Here is an 18674-nt window from a genome sequence, read left to right on the forward strand (position 1 = left end):
TTAATAAAATTATGACACAATGCTGGCAGCTCCGTCTTTGTCTGAAAATACTCACTTTATCCATTTGTATGGTATTATTAAAATAAAACTTGGTGATTACATTGAATCCTACATTTATTTGTCCTTTTGTACGATTTTCAATCCGCGTACCACTCCTCGCTGGCGATCGGTATGGTCCTCGGTTCTGCTATGTCCCCTCCATCTATCTCATCGAATCGGGCTGCGGCAGCATCATCTACGAAGACCGACCGAATCTACAGTTACAGCCAGGAACTTTGTTCTTTATCCAGCCTGGCCTATCCCACACTTGGGAGGTGGATGCAGACAGTCCGCTTACGTTTCGTTGTGTATTCTTCGAATGGTCCTATCGACCGAAGATGGGGATAAGGACTCCCAATGATTTATTGTGTCAACTTACCGAAGAATCAGATATCCGTTTGTTGGATGAGCAACTCGACTGTGGAATTCCTGACTCGCTAGTCGTGGATTCAATCAGCGTATGGAAAGGATTATTCGAGGCGGTAACGAATGAGTTCGAGGCTGTATCTCCCGATTTATCGGTTCTCGATCACGAAGATTATCCGAATTCGCTAGCCGTCACAGGTCATTTCAACCTCTTGCTTCACCAAATCTATCGGCTGGCTAAGCGCCAATCCGATATCACTGATCCACGTATCACCAAGCTGCTCGCGTCGATGGAACGGCTGGCAGGTGGTGAATACGAAGACGTGGAAGGATGGGCAGAGCAGCTTGGACTCAGCAGAAGCCACTTTCATACGCTTTTCCGGACGCATACCGGCTATACGCCCAAATGGTATTGGAATCGCTGCCGCATATACAAAGCCAGGAACGACCTGCTAAGTACGAACGATACCGTAACGGTGATCGCTGAACGTTACGGGTTTTCCTCTGTTCACGCCTTTACTAAATTATTTCAGAGGATGGAAGGTGTAGCTCCAACGGTCTTCCGCCGTCAATATCGATTAATCTAAACAAACAGCAGCGGTTAACTCAAATGAGTTAACCGCTGCTGTTTGTTTATTCTTCCCCTAGCAACGAACCAGCTTCGTAATTCTGCCGTGCACCGTCCATTCAGCAACATAGACGTTACCTTTGGGATCTACGCAAATACCATGTGGGGAACTGAACCTATTGGTACGGAAGTAACTGGCCTCCAAATTCGGCCATCCTGGCTGTTTGTACGCCTGTTGATCTTCTCCAAGATGAGTAATCAGCTTGTCATTACGATCGAAGATCGTGATGCGGCTGTGCAAATCTGGGAAATATAGTTCATTTCCAAAATAATAAAAATTGCAAGGCATATCCATATTCTCGTCAATAAATCTTTTGTGCTGGCCATCCAACGTAAATACTTGAATCCGGTTGTTGCCGCGATCCGCAACATAAAGTTCCGGCTCATCACCACGCAGGTCTACAGATATACCATGTGGGCATTTCATTTTACCTGGCTCAGTGCCGGTGCCGCCCCATGATTGGATGTATTCGCCAGTGGCTGTGTAACGGTGAATATAACTCTGTCCATAACCGTCTGCAACGTAAATATCGCCATTCGGCGCAACAGCAACGTCAGTAGGTACGTACTTTTTCTCGGAGTCATAAATACTAGGGAGATCAGGCGTGCCAAGAACCATTAAAACTTCACCATTCAGTGTCGTCTTCACCATTCGACCCGCAGTATCTGTTAAAAATAAAACTTCGCTTTCTCCTTCCTGATGCAAATAAAAACCATGGGCACCTCCAGCAAATTCTTCTCCCCAAGAAGACAGATAATTGCCATGTCGATCAAATTTCAAAACACTAGGAGCACTGGTGTGAAAGATATAAACATTCTCCTCGGAATCTACAACAATGCCATGGGTATAGCCTAGTTGAATTGATGCCGGGACTTTTGCCCATCCCTCCTCAACTTGATAAACATGCGAACCACTTCCAATTTGCACCATTTACATTTTCCTCCCAAGGTAGTCATCTTATTTTCTATTTCTTAAATCAACCATAATTCATTCTCTACTCAGTCGATCTTGATGAAGACCTTGTCTTCTTCAATCTTTACCGGATATGTTTTTAGATTGACGCATACCGGCTTACGCTTCGCTTCACCCGTCGTATAGTCAAACCGGCCATTATGCTTAGGACATTCAATGGTGCTTCCCATGACAAGCCCATCAGCTAAATGGAACTTCTCATGGGTGCAGAATCCATCAGTCGCATAATATTTACTTTTGTCTGATCGATAAATAGCAAACGTACGATCTTGATAATCGAATCGAATAACATCTTCTTCTTCAATATCATCGACTTCACAAGCTTCAACCCAACCCTCTATATTATGCATACGTGCCTCCAAGTAAGATGAGATTTATTTAACAAGTCCATGTGGATCTATGACGAATTTTCTTGATACACCGCGATCAAAATCTTGATACGCTTGCGGAGCAGCATCTAACGAGATGAGCGTGGCATTAACTGCTTTTGCAATTTGTGCTCTCCCACTCATAATCGCCATCATCAGCTCTCTGTTGTATTTCATAACAGGCGTTTGCCCAGTTACAAAGGTATGCGATTTCGCCCAACCAAGACCGAAACGAATCTTCAATGTACCAATTTTGGAATCCTCATCCACTGCACCTGGATCGCCAGTTACATAAAGGCCAGGAATACCCAAGCTGCCTCCTGCGCGAGTCACTTCCATGATCGAATTCAGCACCGTCGCTGGCGCTTCACCATGAGCTTTACCATGCCCATGCGCCTCGAAACCTACGCAGTCAATAGCTGAATCAACTTCTGGAATGCCTAAGATTTGATCAATTTGTCCAGCCAAATCCGCATTTTCACGCAGATTGACGGTTTCACAGCCAAAGCTTTTGGCTTGAGCTAGTCGCTCTGCATTTAAGTCCCCTACAATAACAACCGCTGCACCAAGCAATTGTGCGGAATGTGCTGCAGCAAGTCCTACTGGGCCAGCGCCTGCGACGTATACGGTTGAACCTGGTCGAACGCCTGCACTGACTGCACCATGATAGCCCGTTGGGAAAATATCAGAAAGCATTGTTAGATCAAGAATTTTCTCCATGGCTTTCTCTTTATCTGGGAATTTCAGTAATTGAAAGTCCGCATAAGGAACCATGACGTATTCCGATTGTCCGCCGACCCATCCCCCCATATCGACATAACCATAGGCAGAACCAGGACGGTCCGGATTAACGTTTAAGCATACATTCGTATTTCGTTCTTTACAGCTGCGGCAACGTCCACACGCAATATTGAAAGGAACGGAGACCAAATCTCCCTTTTTTATAAATTCCACATCGCGTCCAACTTCAATGACTTCACCCGTTATTTCATGTCCTAGGATGAGACCTGACGGAGCAGTTGTCCGACCTCTAACCATATGCTGATCGCTGCCGCAAATATTAGTGGTAACAACTTTGAGAATGACACCATGCTCGCATTTTCTTCCTATATTTAATGGATTAACACCGGGACCGTCTCTTAGAACTAGCTCCGGATAATCCGTATTACGTACCTCAACACTACCTGGTTGACTGTAGACAACTGCTCTGTTTCCTGCCATGTTCTCATCTTCCTCTCAAATTTAATTAGTCATTGATCGAGGTTCGGTAGTCACTTGTGATGCCACTGTCTTCCCAACTTGGGTGTCGTAATAATACGGGTTAGCTGTTCTAGGGAGTGGGCGATCCACCACATATTGCGGGTTTTTCTTCTGTTTAATCAATGCGTTAATGACCTCTTTGAGCGCCGCCCAAAGATTTGGACTTGGTGCCGGGTAATCAAACATCAATTCTTTGTGCAATTCAGGCAAGGCATGATAAGGAACCATCGGAAACATATGGTGCTCTATGTGATAATTCATGTTCCAGTAAAGGAATCTAAAGAATGGATTCAAATATATCGTACGCGTGTTCAGGCGATGATCCAGAACATCTTCATGCAGGCCCAAATGCTGAGTAATCCCCACAAGTATAAGTAGAATTGGACCATAGAACGTCGGAAGACCGACAAACATGAGCGGTAGAATACTCCCTACTAGAAAGCACCAGACAATAAGGCAGATGAAAATCAGCATCCAAACACGGGAGATCCAAACCGCTTTTTTGAATTCAGACTCCGGCACATAGTCCTTCTCTGTGTCAGTCAGCTTCCCGAAGCAGTGCATAATAACGCTTTTGAGATCTCTCGAGCCGCCATAAATATGAATAATTTCTCCAAAAAGAATCCGCCACACAGGTGGTCTGGTCATAGCTATTTCCGGATCACGGCCGACGATATAGGTGTCGGTATGATGACGAGCGTGACTCCAACGCCAAGGGGTTGGCGGTCTTAAGTCCATGAAAGAGGCAATCTGATAAAGGACATCATTCATCCAAGGTGTCTTGAATGCTGTACCATGTCCACATTCATGCCATCTTGAGTCGGCAGTTGACGCATAGCTGATCCCATATAAGGCAAAAGCAGGAATAGCCCACCAAGTGCCCCAGGAATAATAGGCAAGAATTCCCGTACCAATTAACCAAGCGAACATAATGATCGTGTCCCGAATTGCAGGACCATCTTTACGCTTCATGAGCTCCTTAAGACGCTTTCGCGAAATCGGGCTCACATACCATTCAGCCGTTGCTAATCCTCGTTCCTGTGCTCGTTTATTTTCTGGTCCTGTAAGAGAATAATCTCTTTTAATAGATTGATTAGACACTGATTCCCCTCCTTTTTATCATGTTAGCGCTTACTTAATGATAAACTTCTTGGGCTTCAGTGTCTTTGAAATTAGAGGACATTCATTTGCACTATACGGACATTATTATTTAGTTAAACGGAATTTCTGACAATTGAGACTTACGAAACTGACCTGGTGGAACACCAATTTTACGTGTAAACACTCTTGTGTAATAGTGAACCGTTTCAAACCCCGTCTCCTGTGCAATCCGGCTAATCGTCCAATCCGTCTCAAGCAGAAGCTCCATTGACTTCCGGACTCTTCGCTCTTGTACATAATGCGAAAAGGTTTGTCCTACCTTCGTAGCAAACAATCGTGACAAATGACGCTCTGTTATGTTGAGATAGCTGGCCAACTGATGAAGACTCAAAGAAGCAGTTAGATTGTCCTCGATGAAAAGCTTCGCTTGCAGTAAATAATAGGAAGAAATTTGTTGATGTTCTGGGAAGTCATCACTTTCAGCCGTCTCTGCAAATTCACTACAAAAAGACACAAGCAAAGCATAAGCGAAACTACGAATCATTTCTTTCGTCATGGTACGATCCTGCTCACACAGCGTAAACAACATCCGCCAAGTCTGTGCGGCTACCGTATCGTCAGCTTCCCGCACAACGATTTTATTCCGATTCATGATTTGTGAATATTGGTTTATTTTCTCTTCCGATGACCGTGAGCCATCGATTTCAAAGGCAACAAAATAGAGCTCGATTCCGTCTTCACTTTTAATTTGATGCCATTTGCCAGGTCTTGAGCATAATAAGGTTCCTTGACGGAGCGGATATTCTTCACCTGACTCCAAGTAGCTCCCCACGCCTGACAATATATAACAGACTTCAAAAAAGGAATGCCGATGCTCAGGATTATCAAAGTGTTCAGGCATGGCCCCCCAATATTGAACCCTAAAGCTTAGCTCTGCGCCTTGTAAATCAACTGCGTTTTCATTTAAAATACGGCTCATTTTTTTGTAATCTGATTTAACTGTCATGGAGATCACCTCCGATCAAGCTTATCATACCGACTGAGATAATGATGAAAGATTTCGATCATTCGCCTTCCGACGTTCAGCAAATTGACGGTACCGGGGAACAACATGAGAATAGTCTTTCCGCGCCTTCCAAATAGCCGCCCACGTCTCGCGGACAGCGGCTGTGAAACTTGGGGCTGCTGCAGGACAGTCATCCTTGATCTCCTCATGCAAAGCAGGCAAGTTATAATACGGAACCATCGGAAACATATGGTGTTCCATGTGATAATTCATATTCGTGTACAGAAACCGGAGTATTCGGTTCGAATAGAACGTCCGGGTGCAAAGCCGGTGATCGAGTGTGTCTTCGTAAAGACCCATATGCTGCGTTGAGACCAGTAAACCGTTCAGATGAGCGCCGTAGAACGCGGGCAGCCCTACGAACATTAATGGCAATATGCTTCCTGTATAAAAGCACAGGGCGATAATACTGCCATAGACAAGAAGAAATATGCGTGCTTCCCAAAACAATTTCCCGTGTTCGGTAGCCGGGATCAGTTCCTTCTCCACGGCGTTTAGACGTCCGATCGCATGTTTGAATAGGTAAGGCCCGACATGATGAATAAACGTCTCCCGGAAAAGGTAACGAATCACACGGCGCAACTTTGGAGGACGCGGTTCCATAATCTCCGGATCGCTGCCCACGACGATTGTATCCGTGTGATGGCGGGTATGGGTCCAGCGATAGTTCGTCGCTTGATTCAAGATCAAAAACGAGGTGAACTGATACAAGGCTTCGTTCATCCACGCCGTTCGAAACATCGTGCCATGGCTGGATTCATGCCATTTCGAGACTGCGGGTACTGTATAGACGCCTCCATATACGATGAAAGCGGGTATTGCCCACCACGTTCCCCAGGATAGATAAGCCACATAGCCAAGGGCTATCGTCAGTGCGATCCAGAGCAAAGTGTCCCGAATTGCCGGACCATTCTTGCGAGTCATGAGTTCCTTCATGCGTTTTCGGGAAACGGGACATTGATACCATTCCCCAGAAACAAGCCCGTTCTCGATCGCTTTTTGCCGTTCTGCTCCTAGAATACTATAGTCCCGTTGAGAGGTGTTCCCCATATGATCTCTCCTCATCAGTCTGTATTTTGCTTCGAATCTGAATATTCTAAGCGTACCAGATGGGTTGACACTTGACTTCCCAGAACATATTAAATAGGATCAGACACATAGGAGCAATTCGAACGAATGGAAGGAAGAATTGGATGACTAATAATCACTCGTCTAGTTCAATGCGCTGGATTTACCCTCCGCATTATGAAACTCTAGAGAAATTAGAAAGCGCGACATCCATCCGACTCGTTCCGGAATTACTCGTCGTTGGATACCAAAAATATGCAGAAGCGTATCCCATTCCCCTTCATTGTCATCATCACGGATATGAATTCGTCTATTTGCAAAGTGGAAGTGCGACGTGGGAGATCGACGGCATCCCTTATCCAATGAGCGCTGGTCAATGGTTTTACACCCGCCCAGGGGAGCTTCATAAAGCTCGCTTCAATCATTTGGAGCCTAGTCGGATCTGGTGGATGATTGTACAGGATCCAGAGTGCACGCCGAACTGGTTCCGCTTGGAAGGCACAGATCGCGAGTTCGCGGTTTCTCGCTTACTTCAACTTCCAAGGGTATTTCGCGCAGGTCATCGCGTGCATGAACAATTCGCTCGCTTGAAGGCGACATTAGAAACAGAAGGCCCTGATAAGGCATTTTTTGCCCGCCATCAGGTTCTAGACATCATCATGGGACTTCTGCAGCCTACTTCCTCCAAGGCGATCGAGCCCGGAGTCAAGGATGCAGTGATCCGTTCCGTCAATCAAATGACCCAAACGCCTAATCATCGTTATTCAGTTGCAGAACTGGCCCGTGCATCTCAGATGAGCGAGTCACATTTCTATAAAGTGTTTCACGAAATATTCGGACAGTCTCCTGCTGCTTATATGGAACGCGTAAGAATGGAACGTGCCTGCTCCCTTTTGCAAACGAGCGTCTCCATCACGGAAATTGCATTTGAACTAGGTTTTAAGACCAGCCAACACTTCACAACTGTATTTCGGAAACATATCGGCAGTTCTCCAAGCGAGTGGCGAAAAATGGGGCTCTAACCAAATCGGAGTCCCATCAATTAGCTCCCGCTACAAAAACTTGTTGCGATACTCGGTCGGTGTCAAACCGAACTGCTTCTTGAAGTTCTCGCGAAAGTGGTCCTGATCTGCATATCCGATCTGGTCACATATCTCGTAGATTTTAATTGCGGGATCCTTCAGCAGCCGGCTAGCTTCCTCCATACGGTGCCGAATAATCCAATGATTGATCGTCATGCCGGTTACTTCTTTAAACAGCAAATTCAAATATTTTTCGCTAAGACCGACTGAAGCCGCCACATCCGCTAGCGTCAATTCCCTGCGTGTAAATTCTTCCTTCAGATACTGAATTATCTGTTCGACCAGCTTGGTCTTTTTCATGCTTCCACGCCATTCCCCGGAAGGCAGCCTCTCCGACAAATATGGAAGCTTTTCCTTAGCGACATGTTCAGCGAGGGTCATCTTCTGACGCTCTTCCCTTTCTTTGCGAAGTACTTCGACCGCACGCAAAACAACTTTTTCTATTTCAACCGGATCGATCGGTTTCAGGACATAGTCCAGCACTTGAAGTTTAACCGCCTGCCTTGCATGCTCAAATTCACTCAGTCCGGATAAAATAATGCAGCGTATGTCCGAATTACGAGCCTTTAGGGTCTCAATTAACTCCAATCCATTCATTTTGGGCATTCCGATATCGGTCAAAAGCAGATCAGGTTCCTCACGATCCAACCAAGCCAGCACCTCTTCCCCATTCTCAACCGCACCCAGCAATGTGATGCCAATTTCCTCCCAGTGAATGGCGCGAACCAAAGTTTCACGGACGGTTTTCACATCTTCCGCAATAAGCAGCTTAAACATTCGTAACTCCTCCGTCCTTCATCCCGATTGCTCATGACAACAAGGGCAGAACAACCTCGACACAGGTACCTTCGATTGCCTCCAGATAACGCAAACCAAACGTCTCTCCGCAATGCAGCTGGATTCTCCGGTGAACATTCATTGTGCCATAGCCGGCTCCACCGCCGTTCGACTTACCGACTGGATCGCTCACAGACTGCTGCAGAAGCATGCGGTTCATTTTATCCGCTTCGCAACCTCGTCCGTTGTCTTCAACACGCAGCACAAGCGTCATCCCCTCAAGTCGGGCTGAAATTGCGATTCGGCAACCGATCGTACGGTCGGCAAACCCGTGAATGATGGCATTTTCTGCTAACGGCTGCAACGTAAGGTGTACAATTTTTACGGACAAAAGATGGTCCGGCACTCGTATATCTACGTGCAAATCGTCCATCATCATCTTTTGAATATCGAGATAGGATTCGACCTGCTTAACCTCCCCTTCCAAGGAAATCCAAGCTTGACCTTGATTCAATCCGTAACGAAATACATTAGCAAGGGAACGAACGATCTGGCTCGCTTCCTTATCCCCAGCCATAATCGCCCGGCAATTGATTAAATCTAACGTGTTATATAAAAAGTGAGGATTGATCTGTGCATGCAATAGCTCAAGCTGAAGCTCTCGACGTTCCATCTCTTCAGCAAAGGATTTCTCGATCAGACTATGAATGGTGACGAGCATGGAGGTAAATTTCTGGTTCAGCTCATCCACTTCATAAATCCCTGTATTTTGATAAGGAAGCGGTTCTTTAAATTCAACGACTTCCTGTCGCTGGATGGAGGTAACCAGCCTGGTGATAGGTACGGTGACTCGCACGACAATTCTTCTGAGCCAGAAGCCCGCAACCAACAAGGCTACTGCTGCGGTGGCTGCGCCGATTGCCGATATGGCAAAGGTGTACCTGTTGAAATGGCTCTCAGGAACTACCGCCAACAGCTTCCAACCATTTTCCAATGTCTCGAACATCACCCGGTTGTTTTCTCCGTCGATCCTAGTTACGATCGATCCATTGGAGCCGGCTAACGAACGCACAAATGGAAGATCTCCCACATTTTCAAGGAAATCGTAACGCTCGCTGTAGATAACTCGATTGCTTTCATCCAGCAGCAAATGATAGCCCTTTTCAATCTGAGCATTGTCGAACACGCCTTTAATGCTTCCCGTATCCGCTGCGACGATCACCGTACCGATGTTTCGGCCGTCTTTGATACTCGACTTTTTCCTCGCCGAATAGATCATACCCGCATGTAACCGGTCTGTCTTTTGCCCCCACCACACGGTCTGTCGTTCCCTGCTGCTTAGACTGCGAAACCATTCCTGATTCTGCAGGTCCCCATTCTTATAGATTCCCGTCGATGGGTAGAAATGATCCGGAGCCAATTCGTAAAGCCCACTTCCCGGCTCCAATGTGATGGACACAACATAGGATTGCTGGGCGACATTGTGGGAACCGAAATCGTTTAATAGGGATAGTAGGGACAGATTCTGTAAATTGGTCTGCAGCGTGTAAAAGTCGCTAACCGCTTCGAAAGGCTCATGATAAGAGCTTTCCAGCAAATTTTCTATCGATTGATTGGATAAAATGAACGCGGCTACATTATTCATCGTATTGAATTGGTACCCTACATTTCTGTAAACAAATTTCATCGACTGTTCCGCCATTTTGACGGTATGGTCGTTCTGCACCCGAATGAGAATGTAACTGGCCGCCGTTGCAAAAAGAGCGATGAAGGTGACGATCAACACAAAAATCGGAAGACTGAGCCTTGATAATAACCCCGAACGGCCGCTCCGCTTTCGTTCACGTGTAGGCATCAAATTCCCCCTTCTTTCATCGGCGTTACTGCAGAAGCCCCGTCGCCGGCAATCGCCATCCGCGGGGCTTCCTTATCTCTTAAGATTTCTGCAAGTAGGCAATATCCTCCTGCAAGCTATTTGCCCGATTTCTTCTTAAAGGACTCTTCCAGCTCCTTCAAAATTTGTGTCCCGCCTTGTGACTTCCATTTGTCCACAAACTCATCGAACTTCTTGATATCGGCACCCATAATGATTTGCGTAAAGACAGAGTCACGCATCGTGTTCATTTCCACTAGCTTAGCGATTTTAGTCGGTGAATCCAAATAGTTGGAAGCGTCCGTAATCTGGAACTTATTATTAATCGCGACATCAAGCGCCTGAGCGTTCCGGGCCTGTAGAGAATCCAGATAATGCGGCCAGCCATTTAGTCCCGGAGCAAATAGATAGCTCTGCACTCCGCGGAAACTTCCACTCTTGTCCTGCATTGTCGTCGGATCTACGATGTCGTTGGTCGTCACCTTCATCTTGCCATTCTCGAGCTTGTAGTCTTCCCCCTCAATTCCCCACACGGTTAGCATTTGATTTTCCAAAGACAAGGAATTTTCGATAATTGCCAGGGCTTTCTTCGGATCTTTGGTCTTGGCGCTGATGGCATTCATCTGGCTGAAAGGAGCTCCTTGTGGAGCTACCGCTTTTCCGTCCGCACCTACGAGAGAGTCAGTTAAAGTCAAATATTTAAATGGTAGATCGACCTGGTTCGGAAGCTTCCCATCTGTCGCCAGTTTACCGCTTTTCTTGAGTTCATTCGTTTCCACTTGGGTATCATAATCGTTTGGCGTCGACCACCAACCCATCCATGAGAACAATTTCCCACTATATAGCTTCGCCCTCAGCTGCTCCTCCTTAATGGTCGCGAACTCCTTATCGATCAGACCTTCCGTGTACATTTTTTGCAGGAACTGAAGGGCATCTCTCATTTTTGGATCAATATCGTAATTGCTGAATTTGCCATCCTTTTCCGTGAAATAGCCTGGTGTCACACTAAATGCGCCGAATATATTGTCGAAGGAATTGTTAGCAAATTTCTGCTGACCGATTTGAGCCGTATACCCTCCAAGTGGAATGACATCTGGTTTCTCCGCCTTGACCTTTTTCAGCAGGTTGTAATATTCATCAAGCGTTTTGGGTACCTTGACACCCATTCCCTCTAAGTAATCCTTACGCATGACTAGATTCCAACGGTACCCGGCACCAGGTCCTCCTTGGTAAGGAATCCCGAAGATTTTGCCGTTTACCTTCGCCTGCTCAAAAATTTCCTTCGGCACTTCCTTCCAAATATTAGGCGTATCCTTCTCATTGATGAGATTAGTAAGATCGACAAAAGCTCCTTGAGGGGCATACTTCTGGAAGTCGTCGGCAAAATCAATCCTCACCACATCGGGAATGTCACCACTTGACATTTTCAAGTTGAGCTTGGTCTTATACTGTTGGACGTCCACCATTTCGGGAATGATTTTAATGTTGAGCTTTTTCTCGATAGCTTGTTTGACGACGTCCTTCGAAGGGTCATAAGGTTTGGAAATGTCTTGTGCTTTTAACCATTTGAGTTCATAAGGCCCCTCAGCTATAGGCGAAACGGCTGCCGTTGCCGAACCTCCTGACGGTGAAGATGACGCACTGTCTGTTCCATTATCTTTGCTGCACCCCGCAACGGTTACAGTTCCAGCCAGTACAGCGGCAAGTAAGCCAAAAGACCATTTCCTGGTTTGATTTGACATGAATAATAGACCTCCTTGGTATGTCTTCTATATTTACCCTAATGGGGATAAATCGTTGGAAATGCCCGAATGACTTAGCCTTTTACTGAACCTATTAGCATACCCTGCTCAAAATATTTTTGGATGAACGGGTAGATGATCAGCATCGGCACGGCCACGATTACGATGGCGGCCATTTGGATGCCTATCGCAGGCGGTGGAGACGAACCAGCTGCTTCAAGCAGCTCCGGCGGAAGACTGGAACTAGCGATAATGGTTCGGAGAACGAGCTGCACGGGCGCTTTGTGCCAGTCGGTCACATATAGCATAGCATTAAAGAAATCGTTCCAATAAACAACCAAGTAAAGGAGACCGATGGTTGCAATAACTGGCATAGACAGGGGAAGCACAATTTGCCACAAGATCCTGAATTCGGATGCTCCGTCCATAGAGGCCGATTCCCTCAAGCTTTCTGGGATACCTTCAAAGAATGATTTCATGATGATCATATTAAAAGCGCTGTAGGCCATAACCAGTATGAGAACATAGTTGGTGTTCAGCAAACCTAACTGCTTGATGGTGATGTAGGTGGGGATCATCCCGCCCTTGAACAGCATCGTAAAGACAAAGAACATCATGATGACCCGCCTGCCGGGTAATTTCTTCTCCGCTAATGCGTAAGCCGCCGTAACGGTAAGAAACAAAGCAAGCACGACGCCCCCCGCCGTGTTGCGGAACGTGTTGCCGTATGAGGTATAGATCAGGGAGCCTTTTTTCAGTAGATATTCATAGTATTGAAAGCTGAAAGAGGTAGGGAATAAAATCAACCCATTCTTTTCGCTGAAAATATGATAAGGCGTAACGGATACGGAAATGACATACCAAAATGGAATGACAATCATTATTGTTAATATCGTGAGAACGATATAGTTGGTGGTGACAAAGACGGTCTCGCCTCTCGTGAGTTTCATAGATTCGTTTCCCCCTTATCAGAAAATGCCGGAATCATTGATCCGCTTGGCGATTTGGTTGGCGAGCAGCACCATCGCTAGTCCAATGACACCCTTGATGAGGTCAGCAGCTGCAGCAAGGCTGAGATTGAACTGTTCGATGCCTATCCGATAAATATAGGTATCCAGGATGTCTCCCATTTCAAATACCATCGGATTATATAAGTTGATGACCTGATCCAGTCCAGCGCTCATGATGTATCCAACTTTCAGGATGAAGATAACAATGATGGTCCCCGTAATTCCCGGTAAGGTGATGTGAATGATCCGCCTAAACCGCGTAGCTCCGTCCATTATAGCTGCTTCGTATACCTCCGGATTGAGCCCAGCGATGGCTGCTATATAAATGATTGCGGCCCAGCCCATTTCCTTCATCGCATCTGTGACGACGAGGATCGTTCGGAAGTACGCGGGTTCAACAAGCAGATAAACCGGTTTTCCGCCGAAAAACTCGATGATTTTGTTTATGACGCCAGTTTCTGGCGAGAGCAGCAGTGTGATGATCCCTCCGTATACGACCCAGGACACGAACCTCGGCAAATAGACCGCGGTTTGAAGCGTCTTCTTGAACCAAGCAGCTTGGATTTCGTTCAGTGCAAGCGCTAACAGGATGGGACAAAGGAAGCCACTGATCATTTTGTACAAACTAATAAGCAGCGTGTTCATGAAAGCATTGCGGAACATCTCGGATTCAAAAAGTAATCGGAAATATTTCAGTCCGACCCACTCGCTGCCTGAAAATCCTTGAATGACGTTATAATCCATAAACGCAATGCTGATCCCGTAAAGGGGGAGGTAATCAAAAATGAAAACCCATACAACTGCGGGAAGCAGCAACATATATAACAATTTGTATTTCAAAAGCCGCTTTAGCTGCTTCCTATGCCGTGTCTCTCTAGTTTCGGCGACCCTGGCTGTCACCAACTTCATCTAACTCTCCTCCTCTCTCTCTACCCGCACTTGATAAGAATGTGCTTACATTAGTTAGCTTACTTGAAATAAGAAGATCGGAAAACCCGAGCGAAGTACAATAATACAGGGGGAAAGTCACATTCACCACGCCAGTGTGATATTCCATATTTAATAGAAAAACGGAGCCCGCAAATCCGCGGCGCTCCGTTTTAGTTGTTTCAGAATTAATTATAACGTCTCCGTATTGAGCGTAAATCCTTCGATCACGACGTCTTCATCAACCTCGATCAAGATACATCGTTTTCCTTGATAATTCACCTGTCTCACGTATTTTAAATCTTGCGGACTGACCGTAATCGTGGCTACCTTCGTATCAATCTTAATCGATTTCGATGTGAACTTCGGAAGGACGCTGCTCGCTTTGATTTCATAGTTTTTGTCGTCAACGACGTTTTGGAACGCTCGTTCCACCTTTTCCATCGTCACGTTTTCTACGCCACTCGTCGATAGCATACGTTCCACATCTTTATAATCCAACTTTGGAGGCTCTTCTTCCTCGTTGGACTCAATGACACGATGAATTTCCTCGTACACATGAGCAATCGTTGCGGCATCAAGCTGATCGCCCGCCACTTCCTTCACAATGTCTTCGAAAATAGCTCTTTCTTCTAACGCTGTCACGGTCTTCTCGGCATTTAAGACTTGCTCGATGAATTGCCAATTCGGTTCATGCGCTCTCCCCGAACAATACAGAATGCGATTCACGTCGGAATAGTTGTCCGTCACGCTAGGGTAGAAAAAACCTTGCTCCGGCGTGTTCAATTTGATGATCGGATCTACGAAGACATTATACTTATATTCCCTCTCCACATAGTCGAACATGAGCGTTTTCTTTTGTTGTTCCGTAGAATTCATGCTGCACAGAATGAATAGATTCGCGAACATCTCGTTCTTTTCGCTCTCCATGGCATCTTCGTTCCTACTCTTGGTCGGCCGTGAATATTGCCCGCGAACGAAAGTAATCACTGTATCCTGCTCGTATACGGTATCCACAAACATTTTCTCCACCAACAACAGCATCAGATCTTGCCATTCTTCTGAATTACCGGTCACCAAACCTTGATGCAGAAGCACCTGTGTAGGCTGCTCCGCTTCCTCCTGAAACTTTAACTCATACATCTTCTGATCTAATTCGCCGGTCAGCAGTTTCTTGAAATTGAGCATATATAGTTCCTGCTTTTCCCTGTCCACTAAGGCGAACGGTTGGCGCTCATAATGGTAGATCTCGTTGGTTTCCTTCATAATATACACGTTTAAAATCTCGTGAATTTTAAGCATTTCGTTATCCAATTTAAAATGCTTGCGAATATGGGCAATTTCTTTCTTTATCATAATCCGTTAGCCAACTCCTAAGAAGTGAAATAGCCTTACTAGCAAAAACCATAAACTATGGTACAAAAAATTGTAAAGGATGATCTACCTTCCTGAGCGTTCACATCAAAACAAAAGCCCTTCATGAGAAGGGCTACCACCGTTACTTCCCTTTATTTTCGTTCCAAACTAAGAGTGCATTATTTATGAAGTGCACATGTGCTTTTCTATCACTTGGATGAACTACTTCCTGTATGTTAATTCATAATTATAAATTTCTCAACAATTTTGAGAAACTATCCTCAAAAAACAAAAAAGAAGATAAAAAAAAGTGTGATATTTCATAATTAATTAGAAAACGGAGCACGCAAACCCGCGGCGCTCCGTTTTTATTGTTCCATAATTCGCTAGAATTACTTATAGTATGGTTTTCGAATTTTTCATACGGCTGGCGCTTAGAAATCCCCTCTACGTTAATTGGCGTCCGCGTTCAGGATCTTTATCTAGTTTATCGCGGAGCTGCTGGATCTGCCCGTTTAGTACATGGATCGCATCCAGAGCGTTAACCTCTGTTGCGAGATGCACCAGTTTATTGAGAGACTGGATAGCTTGCAAGGGGGAAACATCTCCTAGCTCCTCGTTCAATAACGTTTTGCATAATTCATTCGTGATTCGCTTCCTGACTTGTACCTGCGCGGATTTGCTTTGGTCTAATTGTAATTGCATTTGTAATCCTCTGCAGTAGCTACCGGATTTCCGTTATCCTCCATGATCCTGATCTCACTGACCCCGTCCTTTTCGCACCAGCCGCGCAGCTTGGAGAACCCAGCGGCGATCGCTTCGATCTTGTTTCTAGCTCTCACGGTAACACCGTGTACAATTCCCCTGACAGTAAACTCGATAGTATAAAGTTTCATGATGATTTTCACTCCCCGAAGTTCTTTTTTCCATAATGTACGTTAGCGGTTTTTCTTGATCATTGAGAGCCCAATTGCTGTGAATTATACTTCCAATTAGATTTCGAAGTTGATGAAATATTAAGATTATAGAAATAGAACTATTATTTATTTTCTTTGGAATGATTTGAAAAGTTGATTTAAAAATTGAACGATTGTTAATATTGTAGATATATAGTTAAGTTTGTGGAGGGTTCCTTTGAGATCTATTGAGGAGAAAGCGCGATGTTTTCATTATCTGCACGGAATTGATGTCATTGGAGCTGATAACGATGGCCAGCTTCTGTTTGCTTGTATCCACCCAGAAAGACAAAAGTTGCTTTCCAAGACACTGCTAATCATGAAAGAGATGATCGAGAAATTGTCTGAAGTTGATCAGCCATTCTTCTCTTTTTGGACACCTGACTCGTGTTTGTTTCATACCCTATCGGTTCTGACTGAAAACGAAAGGCTCATCCTCATTATAGGGCCGATTGGACTCGCATCCCCAGAGAGCAAATACGATAAGCTAATCCCCTCCAAAAATCGAAAAGAGCTCGAATATCTGGGCCGATTATTCTATTGGTTGTTCATCAAAAATGAAGAGCAACGTATTCCACAGCCGAAAACGTACAGTATAACGCATACCCCTTCTCCCCTCGGAATCGCTGAGGTTTCTCTTGTCAACCTCTACTATGAACAAGAAGCTTTGCACATAACACTTGAGGAATACGAGCGGTTAAAAGAAAAAATGCAGACCGGAGACGTCTCTATCGTTCAGAGCCACTTGGACTCCTTGTCTAGCTTTCAAGAAGGCGTCAACCGATTTGAACTTGCGAGCGGCGACATCCTACGTTCCGCCAAAAATCATTTTATTTCCACATGCGCGATCGTTTGCCAGATTACGGTGGCAAGCGGCGTAGAAAATGAATATGCAAGAACAATTGCCTACAAATTTATCGTACGAGCGGAGAGCCTTGGTACAAGAGCAGAAATTGTACTACTCATGAAAGAGATGATTTTACACTATACGGCTGCCATCAAACAATTTGCAAATCCACAATACTCGGCATTAGTAAGAGATATCATTCACTATATGAATTTACATTTCTTCGAAAAAATCACATTAAAAGACGTGGCGGATAAATTCGGAAAGCATCCTTCCTATATATCGAATAAGATCAATTTGGAAACAGGGATGTCTTTCAGCGATAATTTGAATGAAATTCGCATAGCCGAGAGTAAACGACTACTGACTGACTCTCAAAAGTCGATCAATGAAATTGCCATCGCAGTCGGTTTTGACTATCAGAACCATTTTTCGAAAGTTTTTAAGAAAATAACCGATGTCACGCCATCCGAGTATCGGAATAAACATCGAGTGATTACTTCCGATCATTCTCAGTGATGAGGTCATTCCTGAAATTTCAAAATCAAGTCATTTTAAAGATTTATCTTCTAAACGAAGTGGTATGGTTTGCTGTTTATTACAAATACCCGCAATATATAAATTGTTTTGGTGATAATGGAATCCCGAAATAAAAACGCTTTCTTTTTTAACCTCTCAAGATCGAAGCCGGCTTCCAGTTATCGTTTTGCCGATGCGAACGAGCCAAAGCAGAGTATGTTCCATTTGGGTTTCCCTACCTTCTCCTCCAAATATTTTCTTGATTTGAACAAGCGAATATATTCATCTAGACTCACATTTATTCTAAGCGTAGCTCTCGTTTCTCCCCTTGTTCCCATTACCTAAGAAGACCAGACCTCTCTTCTTAATTGGATGGATATATCGATTGCTGATTGGATGGTTACATGACTTGGATGAACTGATACTATGATTTTGATACTATGGTTCTGAAAAACTTAAAGGAGTGAACATATATGTCGTTATATCTTTACTATATTATATTTTCCGCTATTTTAATTACCGGTGGAGTAGCAACAATAGCAATCGGGCACTCAAATAAAAATAAAGAAGGTAATCCGGGATATGATCGCCAAACAAAAAGCATATTCGTTAATCTATCTCTTTATTACGCTGTTATCATCCCTTTAGGACTGTTAGCTTTGATCGTTTATATTGTCAAATTTGTTATGTAATAGGGTATAAGATAATTTGGGACA

The 18674-nt window shown here is 44.8% G+C and carries 18 protein-coding genes; 4 read left to right on the forward strand and 14 right to left on the reverse strand.

What is annotated here, in order from left to right:
* Window positions 1–92 precede the first annotated feature (92 nt).
* Window positions 93–992 (forward strand): AraC family transcriptional regulator, encoded by a 900-nt coding sequence (locus tag AC58QG_RS10465; protein WP_497362828.1) that lies wholly within the window; start codon window positions 93–95, stop codon window positions 990–992.
* Window positions 993–1049: 57 nt separating this feature from the next.
* Here AC58QG_RS10465 and AC58QG_RS10470 read toward each other — a convergent pair whose 3' ends face one another.
* From AC58QG_RS10470 to AC58QG_RS10495, 6 genes are all read right to left on the reverse strand, one after another.
* Window positions 1050–1964, reverse strand: a complete 915-nt coding sequence (locus AC58QG_RS10470; RefSeq protein WP_497361987.1) for an NHL repeat-containing protein — start codon at window positions 1962–1964, stop codon at window positions 1050–1052.
* Between the two features lie 68 nt (window positions 1965–2032).
* Window positions 2033–2356, reverse strand: a complete 324-nt coding sequence (locus tag AC58QG_RS10475) for a MocE family 2Fe-2S type ferredoxin (protein ID WP_497361988.1) — start codon at window positions 2354–2356, stop codon at window positions 2033–2035.
* Window positions 2357–2380: 24 nt separating this feature from the next.
* Entirely contained in the window at window positions 2381–3595 is a 1215-nt protein-coding gene (gene fdhA, locus AC58QG_RS10480) for a formaldehyde dehydrogenase, glutathione-independent (protein ID WP_497361989.1), read from the reverse strand.
* Between the two features lie 21 nt (window positions 3596–3616).
* A complete protein-coding gene (locus tag AC58QG_RS10485) occupies window positions 3617–4735 on the reverse strand; it encodes a fatty acid desaturase family protein (protein ID WP_497361990.1) in 1119 nt (372 codons plus the stop codon).
* Window positions 4736–4844: 109 nt separating this feature from the next.
* Window positions 4845–5741 carry a cupin domain-containing protein gene (locus AC58QG_RS10490; protein ID WP_497361991.1) on the reverse strand — a complete coding sequence of 299 codons (897 nt, stop codon included), beginning with the start codon at window positions 5739–5741 and terminating at the stop codon, window positions 4845–4847.
* Window positions 5742–5765: 24 nt separating this feature from the next.
* Window positions 5766–6851 carry a fatty acid desaturase gene (locus AC58QG_RS10495; RefSeq protein ID WP_497361992.1) on the reverse strand — a complete coding sequence of 362 codons (1086 nt, stop codon included), beginning with the start codon at window positions 6849–6851 and terminating at the stop codon, window positions 5766–5768.
* 170 nt (window positions 6852–7021) lie between these two features.
* Between AC58QG_RS10495 and AC58QG_RS10500 the strand changes: the two genes are divergently transcribed.
* Window positions 7022–7891, forward strand: a complete 870-nt coding sequence (locus AC58QG_RS10500) for an AraC family transcriptional regulator (RefSeq protein WP_497361993.1) — start codon at window positions 7022–7024, stop codon at window positions 7889–7891.
* Between the two features lie 30 nt (window positions 7892–7921).
* Here AC58QG_RS10500 and AC58QG_RS10505 read toward each other — a convergent pair whose 3' ends face one another.
* The 8 genes from AC58QG_RS10505 to AC58QG_RS10540 all read right to left on the reverse strand — a co-directional run bounded on the left by AC58QG_RS10505 (window position 7922) and on the right by AC58QG_RS10540 (window position 16532).
* Window positions 7922–8728: a response regulator transcription factor gene (locus AC58QG_RS10505; RefSeq protein WP_497361994.1), complete on the reverse strand. Its 807-nt coding sequence runs from the start codon at window positions 8726–8728 to the stop codon at window positions 7922–7924.
* Window positions 8729–8759: 31 nt separating this feature from the next.
* Window positions 8760–10583 carry a cache domain-containing sensor histidine kinase gene (locus AC58QG_RS10510; protein WP_497361995.1) on the reverse strand — a complete coding sequence of 608 codons (1824 nt, stop codon included), beginning with the start codon at window positions 10581–10583 and terminating at the stop codon, window positions 8760–8762.
* A gap of 116 nt (window positions 10584–10699) precedes the next feature.
* The gene (locus AC58QG_RS10515) at window positions 10700–12343 is read right to left on the reverse strand and encodes an extracellular solute-binding protein (protein WP_497361996.1); all 1644 of its coding nucleotides are present in this window, start codon (window positions 12341–12343) and stop codon (window positions 10700–10702) included.
* Between the two features lie 74 nt (window positions 12344–12417).
* The gene (locus AC58QG_RS10520; protein ID WP_497361997.1) at window positions 12418–13293 is read right to left on the reverse strand and encodes a carbohydrate ABC transporter permease; all 876 of its coding nucleotides are present in this window, start codon (window positions 13291–13293) and stop codon (window positions 12418–12420) included.
* Window positions 13294–13311: 18 nt separating this feature from the next.
* Window positions 13312–14262 (reverse strand): ABC transporter permease, encoded by a 951-nt coding sequence (locus tag AC58QG_RS10525; protein ID WP_497361998.1) that lies wholly within the window; start codon window positions 14260–14262, stop codon window positions 13312–13314.
* 210 nt (window positions 14263–14472) lie between these two features.
* Window positions 14473–15636, reverse strand: a complete 1164-nt coding sequence (locus tag AC58QG_RS10530) for a DUF4317 domain-containing protein (RefSeq protein WP_497361999.1) — start codon at window positions 15634–15636, stop codon at window positions 14473–14475.
* A gap of 447 nt (window positions 15637–16083) precedes the next feature.
* A complete protein-coding gene (locus AC58QG_RS10535) occupies window positions 16084–16341 on the reverse strand; it encodes a hypothetical protein (protein ID WP_497362000.1) in 258 nt (85 codons plus the stop codon).
* Complete coding sequence (locus tag AC58QG_RS10540; RefSeq protein ID WP_497362001.1) at window positions 16326–16532, reverse strand: hypothetical protein; 207 nt, start codon at window positions 16530–16532, stop codon at window positions 16326–16328. The genes AC58QG_RS10535 and AC58QG_RS10540 overlap by 16 nt, the downstream gene beginning before the upstream one ends.
* 238 nt (window positions 16533–16770) lie before the next feature.
* Between AC58QG_RS10540 and AC58QG_RS10545 the strand changes: the two genes are divergently transcribed.
* Both AC58QG_RS10545 and AC58QG_RS10550 read left to right on the forward strand, forming a co-directional pair.
* Window positions 16771–17958: an AraC family transcriptional regulator gene (locus AC58QG_RS10545; protein ID WP_497362002.1), complete on the forward strand. Its 1188-nt coding sequence runs from the start codon at window positions 16771–16773 to the stop codon at window positions 17956–17958.
* Window positions 17959–18431: 473 nt separating this feature from the next.
* Window positions 18432–18650 (forward strand): hypothetical protein, encoded by a 219-nt coding sequence (locus AC58QG_RS10550; RefSeq protein ID WP_497362003.1) that lies wholly within the window; start codon window positions 18432–18434, stop codon window positions 18648–18650.
* Window positions 18651–18674 lie beyond the last annotated feature (24 nt).

This window comes from Paenibacillus sp. J22P169 (assembly GCF_059691995.1).

Coding starts and splice junctions, on each gene's coding strand:
- AC58QG_RS10470 (WP_497361987.1), bottom strand. CDS start 1,964: ATGGTGCAAATTGGAAGTGGTTCGCATGTTTATCAAGTTGAGGAGGGA.
- AC58QG_RS10475 (WP_497361988.1), bottom strand. CDS start 2,356: ATGCATAATATAGAGGGTTGGGTTGAAGCTTGTGAAGTCGATGATATT.
- fdhA (WP_497361989.1), bottom strand. CDS start 3,595: ATGGCAGGAAACAGAGCAGTTGTCTACAGTCAACCAGGTAGTGTTGAG.
- AC58QG_RS10490 (WP_497361991.1), bottom strand. CDS start 5,741: ATGACAGTTAAATCAGATTACAAAAAAATGAGCCGTATTTTAAATGAA.
- AC58QG_RS10495 (WP_497361992.1), bottom strand. CDS start 6,851: ATGGGGAACACCTCTCAACGGGACTATAGTATTCTAGGAGCAGAACGG.
- AC58QG_RS10500 (WP_497361993.1), top strand. CDS start 7,022: ATGCGCTGGATTTACCCTCCGCATTATGAAACTCTAGAGAAATTAGAA.
- AC58QG_RS10505 (WP_497361994.1), bottom strand. CDS start 8,728: ATGTTTAAGCTGCTTATTGCGGAAGATGTGAAAACCGTCCGTGAAACT.
- AC58QG_RS10510 (WP_497361995.1), bottom strand. CDS start 10,583: ATGCCTACACGTGAACGAAAGCGGAGCGGCCGTTCGGGGTTATTATCA.
- AC58QG_RS10515 (WP_497361996.1), bottom strand. CDS start 12,343: ATGTCAAATCAAACCAGGAAATGGTCTTTTGGCTTACTTGCCGCTGTA.
- AC58QG_RS10520 (WP_497361997.1), bottom strand. CDS start 13,293: ATGAAACTCACGAGAGGCGAGACCGTCTTTGTCACCACCAACTATATC.
- AC58QG_RS10525 (WP_497361998.1), bottom strand. CDS start 14,262: ATGAAGTTGGTGACAGCCAGGGTCGCCGAAACTAGAGAGACACGGCAT.
- AC58QG_RS10530 (WP_497361999.1), bottom strand. CDS start 15,636: ATGATAAAGAAAGAAATTGCCCATATTCGCAAGCATTTTAAATTGGAT.
- AC58QG_RS10535 (WP_497362000.1), bottom strand. CDS start 16,341: ATGCAATTACAATTAGACCAAAGCAAATCCGCGCAGGTACAAGTCAGG.
- AC58QG_RS10540 (WP_497362001.1), bottom strand. CDS start 16,532: ATGAAACTTTATACTATCGAGTTTACTGTCAGGGGAATTGTACACGGT.
- AC58QG_RS10550 (WP_497362003.1), top strand. CDS start 18,432: ATGTCGTTATATCTTTACTATATTATATTTTCCGCTATTTTAATTACC.